We start from the raw sequence: 16,123 nt of genomic DNA on the forward strand, positions 1-16,123 counted from the left end.
GTTTGTCAGTAACAAAAAAAGAGGGTGCGACAACCGCATCCTCATTCTGTGAATTCACCAATTGATTTAAATTTAGTATAACGGTTATCGACTAATTCTTCTTCGCTTAATTGACTTAATGTTTCAATTGAACGTTCCAATGCTTCTTTTAAAAAGATCGCTTGTTGTTTTGAATCACGGTGTGCTCCGCCTATTGATTCTTGTATGATTTCATCTACTATACCCATTTTTTTTAAATCAGGCGCTGTTATTTTCATTGCTTCTGCAGCTTGTTTTGCAAGTGCAGAGTTTTTCCATAATATTGTAGCTGCCCCTTCAGGTGAAATAACGGAGTACGTAGAATTTTCTAACATATGAATGTGGTTCGCTACGCCTAGTGCTAATGCTCCACCACTTCCACCTTCGCCAATGACGACACTAATAACGGGAACTTTTAGACCGGCCATCTCAAATAAGTTGCGAGCAATAGCCTCACTTTGCCCCCGCTCTTCTGCTGCTTTCCCTGGGTAAGCACCTTTTGTATCAATTAAGCATATAATTGGACGCCCAAATTTTTCAGCTTGTTTCATTAAACGTAGTGCTTTTCGGTAACCTTCAGGATGTGGCATACCAAAGTTACGACGAATATTATCTTTCGTATCTTTTCCACGTTGATGACCTATGATGGTAATCGGTAAGCCATTAAATGCAGCAATGCCGCCAACGATAGCTTCGTCATCTCCGTAACTACGATCTCCATGAAGCTCTATAAAATCCGTAAATATTTCACGAATGTAGTCAAGCGTAGTAGGTCTTTCTGGATGTCGGGCGACTTGGACTCTGTCCCAAGGTTGCATATTGACATAAATATCCGTTTCTAATTTTTGAAGCCGATCCTCTAAATGTTGAATTTCAGTCGTCATATCGACCTCTGCACTTGAAGTGAAATCTTTTAACTCACTGATCTTATCACGAAGTTGAATGACAGGTTCTTCAAAAGGAAGTGTTTTAACCATGTTATTTGTCTCCTTTCGAATGAAGCTTCACAAGTGTGGATACTGTTTCTTTCATTGAAGAACGATGAACCACTGCATCAAGTTGACCATGTGCTAATAAGAATTCAGCAGTTTGAAAATTCTCCGGAAGTTTTTCGCGAACAGTCTGTTCAATCACACGTCGACCAGCAAAACCAATTAATGCTTTTGGTTCCGCTAAATTTATGTCTCCGATGGACGCAAAACTTGCAGAAACACCACCAGTAGTAGGATGTGTCAAAATAGATATAAATAAATGCCCTTTTTCACTATGACGCTTAAGTGCAACACTCGTTTTAGCCATTTGCATTAACGAAAGGACGCCTTCTTGCATTCTTGCTCCTCCGCTAGCAGTGAAAATAATAAATGGTATTCTTTGCTTTGTTGCATCTTCAATAGCTCGAGTAATTTTTTCCCCAACAACAGAACCCATTGACCCCATACGGAAATGGGCGTCCATAATTGCTACCACGACTTTGCGTCCATCGAGCAAACCATTACCAGTTAATACAGCTTCATTTAATCCTGTTTTTTCACTATCCGACTTAATCTTATCTGTATAACCCGGAAAATTAAGAGGATTAACTGTTCCCAAATTGTCGTCCATCGAAACAAAAGTTCCTTCATCCAAGATAATATCCACACGTTCATAAGCCGTCATTTTATAATGATGTTCGCATGTCGGACACACTTTTTTGTTTTTTAGTAAATCTTTCGTTAAGCCAATATGTTTACATTCTGGACATTTAGTCATTATACCTTCTGGTACATCCGATTTTGATGAATCATTTGGAATTGTTGCATATTTTTTTTTGCGGTTTCTTGAAAATATATCACGAATCATGAAGTCTCTCTCCCTTGTGATAACCAAATTGTCCAAGCTGTATATGAAGTGATAGCTCGTTCAATCTCACCATCTAAAATAGCCATTAGTAAGTCTTGAATATAATCATTTTCTTCTATTTCTGTATTCCCTTGGTATGGCTCTTCACTGTATTGCTTTAATAAAAACCACATTTTCAGTGACAACCGATTATTGCTGGAAATGAGAATTTCACGAATCAAATCCTCTCGTACTATAGTTCCATGTTCTTGCAATTGTTTTAGTAAACTCGTCCATACAGGTAGTTGATTGAGTTTTGTTGACCCCGCAACAATACGAATTGCTTCTTTTTCATGTAACTCGCGTGTTATATGAACATCTTGTAACGCTTTGGGATCTTGCATAATAAATGTTGATAAAACATCAACTAGTTTATGTTTACGAAAATCTGTTAGAAAAGTCCCTTCTCCACGTCTGGTTTCAATTAAACCTAAGAGTTCTAGACTGCGTAGAGCTTCTCGAACGGTCGATCTCCCGACTTGCAGTCGTTCCGCTAATTCTCGTTCAGAGGGAAGTTTCTCCCCTTGTCGGATGTTTTCATTTTGAATGAGAAGGCGAAGTTCACGAACGATTTGTAAAAACATTTTTTTTGATTGATTGGTCATATCAATTCCCCGAACTTCCATTTATTTCAAAGTGGTCAGACCACTCATTTACTTTATCATACAAAAAAATTGCTTGCGATGCAAATAAAAATTCAGAAAGACACACTGGATTACCTATGGTGTAAGGCTGTGGCTTTTTTTAGAGTGATATACAAAAATCAATAGATCCTTATTTTAATACAAGAAAACCCTACAAAAAATCTGCAGGGTTTTCAATTCGACAATGCTCGCATATTTTTGACAATGATTTGAGGATTACCTTGTCTCCATTCAACAGTACCTTCTATTTTAATTACATTTTGTTCTTTAATAAGAAGATTGTGTTGGCTATAATCTTTTGGAAATAAGGTACATGAAATATCCGAAGTTTCATCTTGAACCGTAACGAATGCCATCGCTTCACCTTTTTTTGTGCGAATTCTACGTATATCTTCAATCATTCCGATTATGGATACTGCACGACCTTTGCCTTCATATTTAATTTCTTGAATAGACATAACTTGAAGTTGCAATTCCTTTTTCAAGCGCTCCACAGGGTGATTGGACATATACAATCCTAATGTTTCACGTTCAAATTGAAGTTTTATCATTTCAGGTATTTCTGCGTTTCTCACATACTTCGGCTTACCAAAAGAAATAACATCTCCATCAAATAAATCCTGTTCGATATTTGGCCTGACGAGTTCTGCATATTTAACAGCTGCATCAAGGGTCGACAGTAAAGTTGCGCGATTTTGTCCAAAGTCGTCGAGGGCACCAGCTTTTATTAGAGGTTCAACCTGCTTTCTAGTAAATTGTTCTGCAGATAAACTTGCTGCTAACTCAAAAATATCTTGCCATGGTGGCTGTTGCTGTTTGCGATTTTCAATTAACCCTCTTAAAAAGACGGTAGAAACCCCTTTTACAGCTGATAAACCAAACCGAACCGCCCCGTTTTCTACTCGAAATGTTAAGCCGCTTTTATGTATTGAAGGAGGTAAGAGCTTAATATTGTATTTTTTCACTTCTTGAATCAAACGCATAATTTTTTCTTGGTTACCCATTGCAGCAGTCAATAACGAAGCATAGAAGTAAGCAGGATACTTTACCTTCAAGTAAGCCATTTGATAGGAAATTAAGCTATATGCAACTGCATGACTTTTAGGGAATCCGTAATCCGCAAAACGAACGATTAAATCGTATACTTCAGTTGCTTCCTGCTTTGTGAAATGATTGCGTTGTGCACTTTCCACAAAGTATTGTCGTTGTTCATCTAACACTTGTCTATTCTTCTTACTTACAGCTCTTCTTAAAATATCCGATTCACCGAAAGAAAAACCAGCCATTTTCGATGAGATTTGCATAATTTGTTCTTGATAGACAATAACGCCGAATGTTTCTTTTAATATGGGTTCAAGCATGGGATGTACGTATAGCGTTTTTTCTTCATTATGTTTTCGGCGTTTATAGGTCGGGATATTATCCATCGGACCTGGCCTATACAAGGCATTAACTGCCACAATATCAAGGAAATGCGTTGGTTTAATATCACGCAACGCTTGTCTCATACCGTCTGATTCTAATTGGAATACCCCTGTTGTGTCTCCTTGTTGAAAAAGTCTAAATGTCTCATCATGATTGAGTGGGATTTTCTCGAAGTCTACCCATTTTTTCTGATCGAACCAAATCATGGTACGAATTCTTTCGAGAATCGTTAAGTTACGTAATCCTAGAAAGTCCATTTTCAGTAAGCCGCTTTGTTCAACCTCTTTCATCGGCCACTGTGTTAAATAAATGCCATCTTGTCCATCTTCAATCGGTAAAAGTTCGACTAATGGAACTGGTGATAAGACAACACCTGCTGCATGTGTTGACGAATTTCTCGGCAAGCCCTCAAGCTCTTTAACAATGTCATACCATTTTTGATGTGTAGGATCTACTTCAATCCATTTCTTCAAATTCTCAGAGCTATTTACAGCTTCTTCAAAGGAAATGCCAGGTTTATTAGACAATTGTTTTGAAATCATTTCAAGTACAGTACTATCAAATCCGAAAACGCGTGCCACATCTCTCGCTGCTGCTTTTGCAGACAATGTACCGAAAGTGACAATCTGGGCAACATGGGTGTTACCGTATTTCTTGGCCACGTATTGAATGACCTCTTGGCGGCGATGATCGGCAAAATCGATATCTATATCAGGCATAGAAATTCGTTGTGGATTTAAGAAACGTTCGAATAATAATCCATATTCGAGTGGGTCTACATGTGTAATATATAAGGAATATGCGACGAGAGAACTTGCTGAAGAACCACGACCTGGTCCAGTTAATATTTGATTATTTTTAGCATATTCCATAAAGTCTGCCACAATCAAAAAATAATCTACGTAACCCATTTGATTAATTACTTTAAGTTCCATTTCAAGTCTATCCTTGTAAAGCTCATTAAAATCTTCTAATCTCTCTTCAAGACCAGAGTTGCATTTTTCACGTAATACATCTTTAGTTTGAACATTTTCTGGAACAGGAAATGTTGGCATATGTAGTTGGTTTGTAACAAGTTCAACATGGCAACTCTGCAAAATGAACTCAGTGGTTTGAAGCCATTCGGGATTGTCTGAGAACCATTCACTCCATTGTTGACCTGTCGGCAAATAAAAATGTTCGTGGTTAGGTTTCTGGCGATGTGCATCATTAAGTTTAGTACCACTAGCAATTGCTTGAGCCACTTCATATGCAAATGCATCTTTAGAAGATATGTAATTGGATTGATGAGTTGCCATTAGTTGAATTTGTTTTTTCTCACACAGTTCAATCAATTCATTTTCATTACTAGCAATAGCTCCACCAGGTCTTTCAATTCCACCTAAAAGATGAGAAGAACTCAAACATGTCTTTAATTCAGCTAATATTGTTTCCACTGCATCCAATTCCAATAACTCAAGTTTTGACATTGTGACGACGACAAAGCAATCTTTTTTATATGCTTGTAACCATTTAATAGGCAGAGCCGTAAGCGCTTTCGTTTCTAGTGCACTACTGATTTTCAATAGGTTTTGATAGCCAAAATTTGATTTTGCATAAATTTGAACTTCTACTATTGTTTCATCAGTTAATTCTATACTGCACGATAATCCAATCACTGGATGAAGTCCGGCCTTTTTTACAGCAAGGTAAAATGGCAAAATACCATATAAACGCTTATTTGTAATGGCTACTGATGTCGCTTGTTGTTGTTGAAGGAATGGAATCAATTTTTCCAGACGAATCGTACTATTAAGTAAATCAGCTGATGTACCTACTTGTGGATAAACCGGTAACATTGTTCCTCCTCCCCCTTCAACTCACTTGCATATTTTTATTAACTTAGCTATAACTTCATCCACTTCATTCCACGAATAGACGGAAGCTCCTGAAGCCAGTGCGTGTCCACCCCCACCATACTGCTTAGCCAATTCATTAATTACGGGACCTTTAGAGCGAAGTCGAACGCGTATTTGATCCTCTTCTTCAATAAACATAATCCAAGCTTTTATTCCTTTCACATTGCCAAGGGAGCCTACTAAGAGAGATGTTTCACTTGCTGTTACTCCAAAGTCTTTCAATGTTTCGACTGGCAATTTAATATAAGCTGCTCCATTTTCATCCATTATGAAATGTTGATAGATATGTCCTTGTAAATGTAATAAATTACGGTCCACTTCATACATGCCATTAAACAATTCCGTCCGATCGAAGTTATATTTAATCAAATCTCCTGCCGTATCAAATGTTTTTTGACTAGTACTTTGGAACATAAATCTACCAGTATCTCCTACAATTCCTGCGAATAAGAGACGCGCAGCTGCATCACACATTTGCCAGTTTGCTATTCCTTTTCCTTCTTCGTATAGTTCATAAATCATTTCACTCACAGAACTAGCCTGAGTATTCACCCAAAATAAATCTCCATAAGCATCATCATTGGGATGATGATCAATCTTTATTAAGAAAGCACCAGATGTATAACGCTGATCATCTATACGCTCAGTATTAGCTGTATCCGTGACGATAATAAGCGCACCTTCAAATTGGTCATCTCGCAAGATGTCGGGTTTAGTTAGAAACGTTAACGTTTCCTCATGCTCCCCCACTACATATATTTTTTTTTCGGGATAAGTTTTCTTCAAAATTTCTTTTAAGCCAAATGAAGACCCGTATGCATCAGGATCTGGGCGAACATGTCGATGAATAATAATTGTTTCGTATGCAGATATTGTGTCAATGATTTGACGCTTCATGACTTTTCCTCCTACCTTTCGTGAATACCATTCGCATTTAAGTAATAATGTCGATACAATAATAACAGTTTCATTTATTAACAGGAGGTTTACGATGATAAATGTAGTACTTGTCTCTTTAATTATCATTTCATTTGTGTTTTATTTTTATTTTAAAACAAAACAATTTCGTAATAACCTACCCATCGCTAAGAAATGGTATGCGAATCGTAGCTTAGTTGCTCTCGGTAGTTTGTTATTTTTCTTCGGTCTAAATCAACTATCTTTGTTCCCCACGACATTAACTTATGTCATTTCGGGCTTGTTTATTATTATTGGCTTTTTAACCATGGTTTATTATTACCGTGTGGCAAAGCATTATGGCCAATTTGTAGAAGAAGAATTTCATCTGAACAAAAAGTGATGCTAAATAGCATCACTTTTTTTATAATGTCTGCTCTTCTTTTCTTATCGTTCTAACAATTGGAACATCATCATTGCTTTCCCAACTAAAGTGTTTCCAACAAACACATCAAATTCCATTTTCACGAACTTTCGGCTCATGTCTAGAATATTTGGTCGCACTGTCAAAACACTATCCATCTGAACAGGTTTAATAAAGTAGATGGTCATGTTTTCAGCCACACTATCTCCGCGTTTTCGAATTTTCAACACGTAATTGCCAACTTCAGCCAAAAGTGTGGTAAATGCTCCATATGAAATTGCACCAAATTGATTGGTCATTTGAGGGGTAACTGTGAATTCTACCGCAACATCATCTTCTTGCAAAACTTTCATCTGACTTTTAACAATATCATCAATCGTTTCACCTTGTTGAGGTTGCCTTTGTGCTAATTGTAATGCTTTTAGTACATCTTGACGGCTAATTACACCTTCTAAAATACCGTAATCATTGATTACTGGCATTAAATCGATTCCTTCCCAAATCATCCGGTGTCCTGCAGTTGCTACACTCGTTTTCATCGTGACTGTAATTGGATTTTTTGTCATGACTTTTTCAATAGACTCCCTATAGTCTTTTCCAATGACATCTCTTGCCGTCACAATTCCCACGATTTTTTGGTGCGCATCTATAACAGGAAATCCAGCATGTTTCGTCTGTACGTTCTTTTCGTGATACGCTTTTACTTCATCATTTACACGTAAAAAATCGGTTTCTTGATATGGTACATAAATATCCTCGATGAACAAGATTTCTTTCTTAATTAACTGATCATAAATCGCACGGTTAATCATAGTTGCAACCGTGAATGTGTCATAACTTGTCGAAATTATTGGAAGATCCAATTCATCTGCCACTTTTTTCGAAGATTCTGACGCTTCAAATCCACCAGTTATCAATACGGCTGCTCCAGCTTTAAGTGCTGTAAAATGAGCTTTCGTTCGATTTCCAACGATTAATAAACTACCTGCATCAGTATAACGCATCATATCTTCTAATTGCATTGCTCCAATTACAAATTTAGTTAATGTTTTATGTAAACCGCTTTTCCCACCCAAAACTTGACCATCCACAATATTTACAACTTCTGCAAAGGTTAAACGATCGATATTTTCTTTCTTTTTCTTTTCAATTCGAATGGTTCCAACACGCTCAATTGTGCTTACATAACGCTGATTTTCTGCCTCTTTAATTGCTCGGTATGCTGTTCCTTCACTTACTTCAAGCTCTTTTGCTATTCGTCTTACAGATATTTTATCTCCAACTGGTAAGGACTCAATATATTGTAATATTATCTCGTGTTTTGTAGCCACTTAATCACCTATTTCTCAACAATCGTTCTATTCTTAGTGTATCACAAACCGCATTTTTTATTACTCTAAAATGCACGGAAAGTCAGTGACTTTCCGTGCATTAGTATTTATACTTCTACTCCTTCACCTGCGCTTAGAACGTGAACTTTCACTCCTTGAACTAGATTCTTAAAATTCAAAGGGTTTTGTTTAATTGGTGGAAACGTATCATAGTGAATCGGTACAACTGCTTTAGGATTTAATAACTCCACTGCGTAAGCTGCGTCTTCAATTCCCATCGTAAAGTTATCTCCAATTGGGAGAAATGCTAAATCGATTGGATGACGTTCACCGATTAACTTCATATCTCCAAACAATGATGTATCACCAGCATGGTAAATAGTTTTACCTTCTGCAGTAAATAGTATACCTGCTGGCATTCCAGTATAGATAATTTCATTGTCTTCTGTTACAAAAGAAGAACCGTGAAACGCTTGTGTTAATTTCACTTTTCCAAACTCAAATTCTCTAGCTCCACCTATATGCATCGCATGTGTTTTCACACCTTGCCAAGCTAAGTAGGTTGCAAGTTCAGTTGGCGCTACAACGAGTGCACCACTTGCTTTTGCAATTGGTACCGTATCCCCTACATGATCATTATGACCGTGTGTTAATAAAATAACATCTGGCTTCTCTTCGTTAGCAACTAAATCTGTTAAGTCGTTTCCTGTAATGAATGGGTCGATTAATATGGTATAATCACCAGTTTTTATTTTGACAATCGAATGTCCGTGAAAAGAGACATACATTTTCTTGAACCTCCTTTACTTGCTACTAGTTTTAATTCTATATGAATGTTTAAACTCCTGTTTTTTGATATGCTAAAGTGGAGAAAGTTAGAAAAGGAGTGCTTTTATGAACAAAATCAAACAAATTTCATCATATTTAACACAACACAATTTAGACGCTGCATTTATTACAAATCCCGATAACGTCTTTTATGTATCTGGATTTCGTAGCAATCCTCATGAACGTTTACTGGGTGTTGTTGTGTTTCAAGACGCAGAGCCCCTAATGATTTGCCCTAACATGGAAGTACCTGATGCAAAGGCAGCTGGATGGGCATTTGATGTCGTAGGTCACCAAGACACCGATCATCCTTGGAAATTATTAAAAGACGCGATAATTGGAAAAGGCATTGTCATATCTAATCTTGCATTAGAAAAATCACATATGACAGTTGAACGCTTAGAAGCTCTGCAGGAATTGTTCCCACATGCTTCATTTGCACGATTAGACGATCATTTAAACTCAATGCGTGTGATAAAAGATGAAAATGAGTTAGAGATTCTTCGTCAGGCAGCAAAATATGCAGACTATGCAATTAAAGTTGGAGTAAATGAAATTGCTGAAGGAAAGACCGAACTCGAAATTTTAACAGCTATTGAGCTTGCTCTAAAGAAAAAAGGAATTTCTCATATGTCTTTTGATACGATGGTTCTGAGTGGTCCAAAAACAGCATCACCTCATGGCAAACCAGGTGACCGCAAAATCCAAAAAGGCGATTTCGTATTATTTGATTTAGGGGTTATTTATAAAGGATATTGTTCTGATATTACGCGTACTGTATCTTTTGGAGAACCGACTGATTCTCAAAGAGAAGTGTATGAAACGGTAAGAAAAGCAGAACAAGATGCAGTGAATGCCGTAAAACCGGGTGTACGCGCGATGGATTTAGATAAAATTGCACGTGACGTTATTACAAAAGCTGGATACGGTGAATTCTTTACGCATCGCTTAGGTCATGGTCTTGGTATTTCTGTTCATGAGTTCCCTTCAATAACAGGTATTAATGATATGGAATTAACTGAAGGCATGGTGTTCACGATTGAACCTGGAATTTATGATCCAAGTATTACCGGTGTTCGTATTGAAGACGACCTTGTTGTAACAAAAGATGGCGTTGAAATATTAACTAAGTATCCAAAAGAGTTAGTTATCATTCCAACTGGAAAATAGTTTCTTTATATAAAAAAGTGCCAGGCACCCATAGGTTCAGCAGGACATAAGATGTCTCACTGGAAAATAGTGTCTGGCACTTTTTATCTATGCAGAATAGAGTTATCTTAAGCAACATTTAATCGATTAAACTAGAAGAATCGTCACTTTGATTTTGTACATAAATTCCGTAAAAAAAAGCATCCACTCACCATATTGTAAATGATGTGAAGATGCTTAGAGTGATTTTATTATTGAACTAAAAGTTCTTCAGCAGCAACGTACGGAAGACCTTGCGCATCTGATACTGCTTGATACGTAACATGACCATCTAGTGTGTTAAGTCCTTTTAAAAGGGCTCCGTTATCTAAACAAGCTTGTGCATATCCCTTGTTTGCAATTTGCACTGCATAAGGAACTGTTACATTTGTTAATGCCATTGTTGATGTACGTGGAACTGCACCAGGCATGTTTGCTACTGCGTAATGAACAACACCGAATTTTTCGTAAGTTGGATTATCATGAGTAGTAATTCGATCTGAACTTTCGAAAATTCCTCCTTGGTCAATTGCAATATCGACAATAACTGATCCAGGTCTCATCGATTTGATCATTTCTTCTGTAACAATTTTAGGTGCTTTTGCTCCTGGAATTAATACAGCGCCAATAACAAGATCAGAGTTTTTAACTGATTCTGAAATGTTAAATGGATTTGAAATTAATGTTTGCACATCGCGACCAAATAATTCTTCTAGTTGACGAAGACGATCTGGACTTAAATCAATGATAGTAACTTCTGCTCCCATGCCTACTGCAACACGTGCAGCGTTTGTACCAGCGATACCACCGCCAATAATTGTTACTTTACCACGAGAAACTCCAGGTACACCACCTAGTAAAATTCCCATTCCTCCGTGGATTTTTTCTAAGAATTGTGCACCAATTTGAGTAGACATACGTCCAGCTACTTCACTCATAGGAGTTAACAATGGCAATGAATTATTTGGAAGTTGGACGGTTTCATATGCAATTCCAACGACTTTGTTATCCACTAATGCTTTTGTTAATTCTGGTTCTGGAGCTAAATGTAGATATGTAAACAAAATTAGACCTTCATGAAAATAACCATATTCAGATGCAATTGGTTCTTTTACTTTCATAACCATATCCTGCGCCCATGCTTCTGTAGCTGTTGCAACAATTTTTGCACCTGCAGTTTTGTATGCTTTATCCGTGAAGCCTGAACCAAGTCCTGCTCCAGTTTCAATAAATACTTCATGTCCGAAAACTGATAAGTTGACGACACCCGCTGGCGTCATTGCTACGCGGTTTTCATTGTTTTTTATTTCTGTTGGGACTCCAATTTTCATTAATAAATCCTCCTCTGTGTATAGTTAAATTGTAAATAAGCCATGCATCGACATTTTCACAATTATTGAAAGCAAATCCAGTCTATCAGATATAACTGAAAATGGCTAAAAAAATATTGTAAAACTTTAATAATAGATCATTTTGATGATTAAAAGGTAGGTGTACCAGAAAAATGACACGACTCAGTAAGAGGAATTTCGAACAATATGGACTTGAGCCAGTCCCTTCATCCCTTAAAATGTCAACATGGAAAGAGTATGCAATTATTGCATTTGCTTTTTCTGTAAATGCCGGAAACTTTTTAGTTCCAGCATTAGCTGTTACACAAGGAAATCTTCCCTGGCTAGCTGCTTTTTCAGCTGTTTGGATTGGCGCTATTTTGGCATTTTTATGTGTATCTGCTTTATCTATACCAGGTGCACTTTACGGTCTCCCTGGTCAATATATCCTTCGTGCTTTTGTCGGATCTTGGCTAGCAACAAAAGTCGCATCACCCATTCGTGTTTTAACTTCATTATATTGGTTCAGTGTACAAACAATTGGCGGTACATATATTCTCCAATCAGTTATTTCAAATTATTTTAATATCCGAGTCCCTTTTGCACTGTTAGCTATTTTAACTGCCAGTTTAATGGCTTACTTAGCACTCGTTGGATATGATGCTGTAAAAAAAGTGACTCGCGTATTTTTGCCGATATTAATTATTGGCCAAGGTCTTATGCTCTTTATTATCGTCTCGGAACTTAAAGTAACCACAAGTTCATCTTCTGAAACATCGATACACTGGGGGATATTTTTCTTTTATATGAGTTTAGCCTTTGTGCAATTTATCTCGGGCGTTAGTGCTTCAAGTGATATGACTCGTTACGCAAAATCTGCACGTCAAGGATTTGCGGGTATGTTCCTTGGAAATTCTGCAGGCTATTTCATGACTGCCCTTATTGGAACTCTAGTGGCAGCTTATTATCAATCAACAAATCCATTTGTTGTTCTTAGCGAACAAGCAATGAGTCCATTCGTTGGTCTTTTCATTACGTTAAGTGGGTTACTTGCCATGATTTCTATTAATATAGGCAATGCTTATACTGGTAGTTTTAGTTTACTTAATACTTGGCCCACTCTTGGAAGAATTAAAAGTGCACTATTATTTGGACTTGTCGGGGTGGTATTAAGTTGTTTCCCTAGCCTAGCTAAAGAAGCTGCATCAATTATTTCGTTTTTAGGGGCGGGAATTATTCCTTTATCAGCAATTATTGTAGTGGATTATTTATGGGTTAAAAAAGGTTTAATTTCAGATGAACAGCTCGTCAAAGTCGTCAGTGGATCTTATAAACTTAACATTCCGGCCGTCCTTACTTTTACAATCATGAGCATTTCCTACTTGCTCATCCCTAAAGAGTTTTCACCAGGCATGTTGATCTTTATTTCCAGTTCGATTACTTACCTTCTATTAAAAAAGATGATAGTCACAAATTAGACGAATATTATTAAAAATTTTTAGATATTTGCAGGAATAACAGCACATTTATAGAAGTATATATACTAGAAACATCTTAAGGAGGAAATATTATGACATTATCATACAATCATATTTTAGTAGCTGTTGACGGTTCTAAAGAAGCAGAATGGGCTTTCAAAAAATCAATTGATATTGCACGACGTAATAATGCCACTTTAAATCTTGCAAACGTAATTGATACACGGTCATTTGCAGCGATTGAAGCATATGATCGCTCTATTGCAGATCGCGCACTTTCTTTTGCTGAAGAATTACTCGGCGACTATAAGAAACAAGCCGAAGCTGCTGGGGTAAGTAAAGTAAATGTAATCGTTGATTACGGTTCTCCTAAAACAATGATTGCTAGAGACGTTGCAAAAAAAGTAGAAGCAGATCTTATCATTTGTGGTGCTACTGGTTTAAGTACTGTTGAACGCTTCCTTATTGGTAGTGTATCTGGACATATCGTTCGCGCTGCAAAATGTGACGTGCTAGTTGTTCGTACAGACGAAATTAACTAAAAAATCCCAAAGGCTTCACAAAGCCTTTGGGATTTTTTTATTTATAATAGCTAATCGCACCGTATCTCTTGCTATCATCACTTCTTCATTCGTTGGAATGACCAACACTTTTACTGGCGAGTAAGGAAAGCTGATAAACGCTTCTTTACCACGAATTTTATTTAAGTCTGGATCCATGTAGATACCCATAAACTGAAGACCAGCTAGTACCTTTGAACGAATCACATCGCTGTTCTCTCCTATACCAGCCGTGAAAATAATGGCATCGACTCCGTTCATGCGTGCTGCGTAAGACCCGATATACTTGTGAATTCGATTAGCAAAAACATCGAGGGCAAGTTGCGCTCTTGAATTTCCTTTTAATGCTTCCACTTCAATATCTCGCAAATCACTTGAAAATCCAGAAACACCTAACATGCCGGATTTTTTATTCAAAATATCTAATACTTCTTCTGCACTTTTATCGGTCTTTTCCATTAAAAATGGAATCAGCGCCGGATCTAAGTTACCGGAACGTGTACCCATCGTGACGCCAGCTAAAGGGGTGAACCCCATCGATGTATCAATTGATCGGCCCCCATCAATAGCGGCTATGCTAGCACCATTTCCAAGGTGACACGAGATTAATCGAATCGATTCTAATGGCCGATTCAACATTTGCGCAGCACGTTCAGATACATACTTGTGAGAAGTGCCGTGAAAGCCGTATTTTCTAATACCATATTTTTTGTAGTAATCATAGGGAATTGAGTACAAATAGGAACTTTCAGGCATTGTCTGATGAAATGCCGTATCAAAGACAGCTACCGCAGGCACTGTTGGTAATACTTTATTAAATTCCTTAATTCCAGTGATGTTTGCAGGATTATGAAGTGGTGCTAAATCTGATAGTTGTTCAAACACTTTAATTGCCTCGTCATCAATTAACACAGAATCGCTATATTGTTCACCTCCGTGAACTAGCCGATGACCTATGCCATCTATTTCATTTAGAGAGTTTACTGCTCTTTGATCAACCAGATAGTGAAGAAGTAATTGCACAGCTTCTTGGTGATTCGGTATTTTTTCAATTAGTTTTAATTTTCTCCCGTTTGTTGTCATAGAAAAGATGGGTTCTTTTAACCCAATACGTTCGATTAATCCTTTTGCAACAACATGCTCTTCGGGCATTCGCAACAATTGAAATTTCAGCGAAGAACTCCCTGCATTGACTGCCAATATATTGACCATAAAAAAACGCCCTTTCTCCATCTATACAGTTATTGTACAGGTGAAAAAAGAGGCGAACAACTTTTAAATCATATTTTCTTGACGCCATATATTTACTTTTTCAAAGAATAAAGACATGGCTTCCTTGTTTGACATATTCGGGACTTTTGCCAGTAACACTTGTTTGGGTTGTTTAAGTTCAATTGATTTCTTTTGAAGTATCAATATACTTTTCGCATGTGCTTCATTTTTAAACAAGTTCACAGGCAATTGAATGACAGCTTGAATCCATGCATGATTAGAAAAGTAGGCATGTAATTCTTTTGCTTGCTGAGATTCAAAGATTCCTTGTGGGACTATGAATACTAAATATCCACCGTCAACCGTGTGACGTATCGATTGCTCAATCATTAAATGGTGAGAGAACGACATGCCTTCTTTCGCTTTCAGCTCATAATCAGAAGCTGTTTTATCATCCGGATAATGGCCAACTGGCAAATCGCTAATGACAATATCAACAGGATCTATTAGTAATGGTTGTAATGCATCTTGTCTATAAAGAGTCACCGGCTGTTGTAATAAATCACCGGTAGATGCGGCCAGTCGTATGAGCATATCATCAATTTCGACAGCTGAAGACGTTGCTTTACCCTCTAGAAAGTTTAGTACAGTGAACAATAAGTTACCTGTCCCTACGGCAGGATCTAGTATAGACAGATGTTGTTTGTCTTTCGTTAATTGGTCAACGAAATATCCCACTAGTAAACCCAGTGAATCAGGTGTCATTTGATGATGTGCTTGGACATGTTGTTTCATACCTTTTAAAATGGTAAGTTGAATTGCTTTTCGAATATCCTCTTTTAATACATTTTGGATGTCCGGTTCAATTTCGCCATCCAACCACATTTCAGTCGTTTCCAATACACCTTCGATATACGTTATATCTTCTGCAGTTTGCAATTTTTTTGCATGCTCATCTATAAATGTGAAAAGTTGTTCCATTGAACTGTTCATATAGTTCCCCTTTAAAAA

At 37.2% G+C, this 16,123-nt stretch carries 14 protein-coding genes; 4 read left to right on the plus strand and 10 right to left on the minus strand.

The window, feature by feature from the left end:
- Positions 1–41: 41 nt before the first annotated feature.
- The 5 genes from accA to C406_RS0107125 all read right to left on the minus strand — a co-directional run bounded on the left by accA (position 42) and on the right by C406_RS0107125 (position 6,760).
- Positions 42–995 carry an acetyl-CoA carboxylase carboxyl transferase subunit alpha gene (gene accA, locus C406_RS0107105; protein ID WP_017379916.1) on the minus strand — a complete coding sequence of 318 codons (954 nt, stop codon included), beginning with the start codon at positions 993–995 and terminating at the stop codon, positions 42–44.
- A gap of 1 nt (position 996) precedes the next feature.
- The gene (gene accD, locus C406_RS0107110; protein ID WP_017379917.1) at positions 997–1,857 is read right to left on the minus strand and encodes an acetyl-CoA carboxylase, carboxyltransferase subunit beta; all 861 of its coding nucleotides are present in this window, start codon (positions 1,855–1,857) and stop codon (positions 997–999) included.
- Positions 1,854–2,501 carry a FadR/GntR family transcriptional regulator gene (locus C406_RS0107115; RefSeq protein WP_017379918.1) on the minus strand — a complete coding sequence of 216 codons (648 nt, stop codon included), beginning with the start codon at positions 2,499–2,501 and terminating at the stop codon, positions 1,854–1,856. The genes accD and C406_RS0107115 overlap by 4 nt, the downstream gene beginning before the upstream one ends.
- A 212-nt stretch (positions 2,502–2,713) precedes the next feature.
- Positions 2,714–5,803 carry a DNA polymerase III subunit alpha gene (dnaE, locus tag C406_RS0107120; protein WP_017379919.1) on the minus strand — a complete coding sequence of 1,030 codons (3,090 nt, stop codon included), beginning with the start codon at positions 5,801–5,803 and terminating at the stop codon, positions 2,714–2,716.
- Between the two features lie 21 nt (positions 5,804–5,824).
- Entirely contained in the window at positions 5,825–6,760 is a 936-nt protein-coding gene (locus C406_RS0107125) for a DHH family phosphoesterase (protein WP_017379920.1), read from the minus strand.
- A 94-nt stretch (positions 6,761–6,854) separates the two neighbouring features.
- On the opposite strand from C406_RS0107125, the gene C406_RS0107130 reads away from it, so the two are divergent.
- Entirely contained in the window at positions 6,855–7,163 is a 309-nt protein-coding gene (locus C406_RS0107130; protein WP_017379921.1) for a YtpI family protein, read from the plus strand.
- Between the two features lie 44 nt (positions 7,164–7,207).
- Here C406_RS0107130 and C406_RS0107135 read toward each other — a convergent pair whose 3' ends face one another.
- Positions 7,208–8,515 carry a DRTGG domain-containing protein gene (locus tag C406_RS0107135; protein WP_017379922.1) on the minus strand — a complete coding sequence of 436 codons (1,308 nt, stop codon included), beginning with the start codon at positions 8,513–8,515 and terminating at the stop codon, positions 7,208–7,210.
- A gap of 107 nt (positions 8,516–8,622) precedes the next feature.
- Positions 8,623–9,303 (minus strand): metal-dependent hydrolase, encoded by a 681-nt coding sequence (locus C406_RS0107140; protein WP_017379923.1) that lies wholly within the window; start codon positions 9,301–9,303, stop codon positions 8,623–8,625.
- A 106-nt stretch (positions 9,304–9,409) separates the two neighbouring features.
- Here C406_RS0107140 and C406_RS0107145 point away from each other — a divergent pair, with 106 nt between their 5' ends.
- Positions 9,410–10,513 (plus strand): M24 family metallopeptidase, encoded by a 1,104-nt coding sequence (locus C406_RS0107145; RefSeq protein ID WP_017379924.1) that lies wholly within the window; start codon positions 9,410–9,412, stop codon positions 10,511–10,513.
- 230 nt (positions 10,514–10,743) lie between these two features.
- Here C406_RS0107145 and ald read toward each other — a convergent pair whose 3' ends face one another.
- Positions 10,744–11,862, minus strand: coding sequence for an alanine dehydrogenase (ald, locus tag C406_RS0107150; RefSeq protein WP_017379925.1), 1,119 nt, complete (start codon positions 11,860–11,862; stop codon positions 10,744–10,746).
- A gap of 173 nt (positions 11,863–12,035) precedes the next feature.
- On the opposite strand from ald, the gene C406_RS0107155 reads away from it, so the two are divergent.
- Both C406_RS0107155 and C406_RS0107160 read left to right on the plus strand, forming a co-directional pair.
- Entirely contained in the window at positions 12,036–13,340 is a 1,305-nt protein-coding gene (locus C406_RS0107155) for a purine-cytosine permease family protein (protein ID WP_017379926.1), read from the plus strand.
- Positions 13,341–13,432: 92 nt separating this feature from the next.
- The gene (locus tag C406_RS0107160; RefSeq protein WP_017379927.1) at positions 13,433–13,882 is read left to right on the plus strand and encodes a universal stress protein; all 450 of its coding nucleotides are present in this window, start codon (positions 13,433–13,435) and stop codon (positions 13,880–13,882) included.
- Between the two features lie 15 nt (positions 13,883–13,897).
- Here C406_RS0107160 and C406_RS0107165 read toward each other — a convergent pair whose 3' ends face one another.
- Both C406_RS0107165 and C406_RS0107170 read right to left on the minus strand, forming a co-directional pair.
- Positions 13,898–15,112 (minus strand): acetate kinase, encoded by a 1,215-nt coding sequence (locus C406_RS0107165; protein ID WP_017379928.1) that lies wholly within the window; start codon positions 15,110–15,112, stop codon positions 13,898–13,900.
- Between the two features lie 63 nt (positions 15,113–15,175).
- Positions 15,176–16,105, minus strand: a complete 930-nt coding sequence (locus C406_RS0107170; RefSeq protein WP_017379929.1) for a class I SAM-dependent methyltransferase — start codon at positions 16,103–16,105, stop codon at positions 15,176–15,178.
- Positions 16,106–16,123: the final 18 nt, after the last annotated feature.

The organism is Paenisporosarcina sp. TG-14 (assembly GCF_000297555.1).
GTDB classification, from domain to species: domain Bacteria; phylum Bacillota; class Bacilli; order Bacillales_A; family Planococcaceae; genus Paenisporosarcina; species Paenisporosarcina antarctica.

What these genes read in the sequence shown, in the direction of transcription:
- C406_RS0107115 (WP_017379918.1), bottom strand. Translation starts at nt 2,501, where the DNA reads ATGACCAATCAATCAAAAAAAATGTTTTTACAAATCGTTCGTGAACTT.
- accA (WP_017379916.1), bottom strand. Translation starts at nt 995, where the DNA reads ATGGTTAAAACACTTCCTTTTGAAGAACCTGTCATTCAACTTCGTGAT.
- C406_RS0107165 (WP_017379928.1), bottom strand. Translation starts at nt 15,112, where the DNA reads ATGGTCAATATATTGGCAGTCAATGCAGGGAGTTCTTCGCTGAAATTT.
- C406_RS0107140 (WP_017379923.1), bottom strand. Translation starts at nt 9,303, where the DNA reads ATGTATGTCTCTTTTCACGGACATTCGATTGTCAAAATAAAAACTGGT.
- C406_RS0107145 (WP_017379924.1), top strand. Translation starts at nt 9,410, where the DNA reads ATGAACAAAATCAAACAAATTTCATCATATTTAACACAACACAATTTA.
- accD (WP_017379917.1), bottom strand. Translation starts at nt 1,857, where the DNA reads ATGATTCGTGATATATTTTCAAGAAACCGCAAAAAAAAATATGCAACA.
- C406_RS0107160 (WP_017379927.1), top strand. Translation starts at nt 13,433, where the DNA reads ATGACATTATCATACAATCATATTTTAGTAGCTGTTGACGGTTCTAAA.
- dnaE (WP_017379919.1), bottom strand. Translation starts at nt 5,803, where the DNA reads ATGTTACCGGTTTATCCACAAGTAGGTACATCAGCTGATTTACTTAAT.
- C406_RS0107170 (WP_017379929.1), bottom strand. Translation starts at nt 16,105, where the DNA reads ATGAACAGTTCAATGGAACAACTTTTCACATTTATAGATGAGCATGCA.
- C406_RS0107125 (WP_017379920.1), bottom strand. Translation starts at nt 6,760, where the DNA reads ATGAAGCGTCAAATCATTGACACAATATCTGCATACGAAACAATTATT.
- C406_RS0107155 (WP_017379926.1), top strand. Translation starts at nt 12,036, where the DNA reads ATGACACGACTCAGTAAGAGGAATTTCGAACAATATGGACTTGAGCCA.
- ald (WP_017379925.1), bottom strand. Translation starts at nt 11,862, where the DNA reads ATGAAAATTGGAGTCCCAACAGAAATAAAAAACAATGAAAACCGCGTA.
- C406_RS0107130 (WP_017379921.1), top strand. Translation starts at nt 6,855, where the DNA reads ATGATAAATGTAGTACTTGTCTCTTTAATTATCATTTCATTTGTGTTT.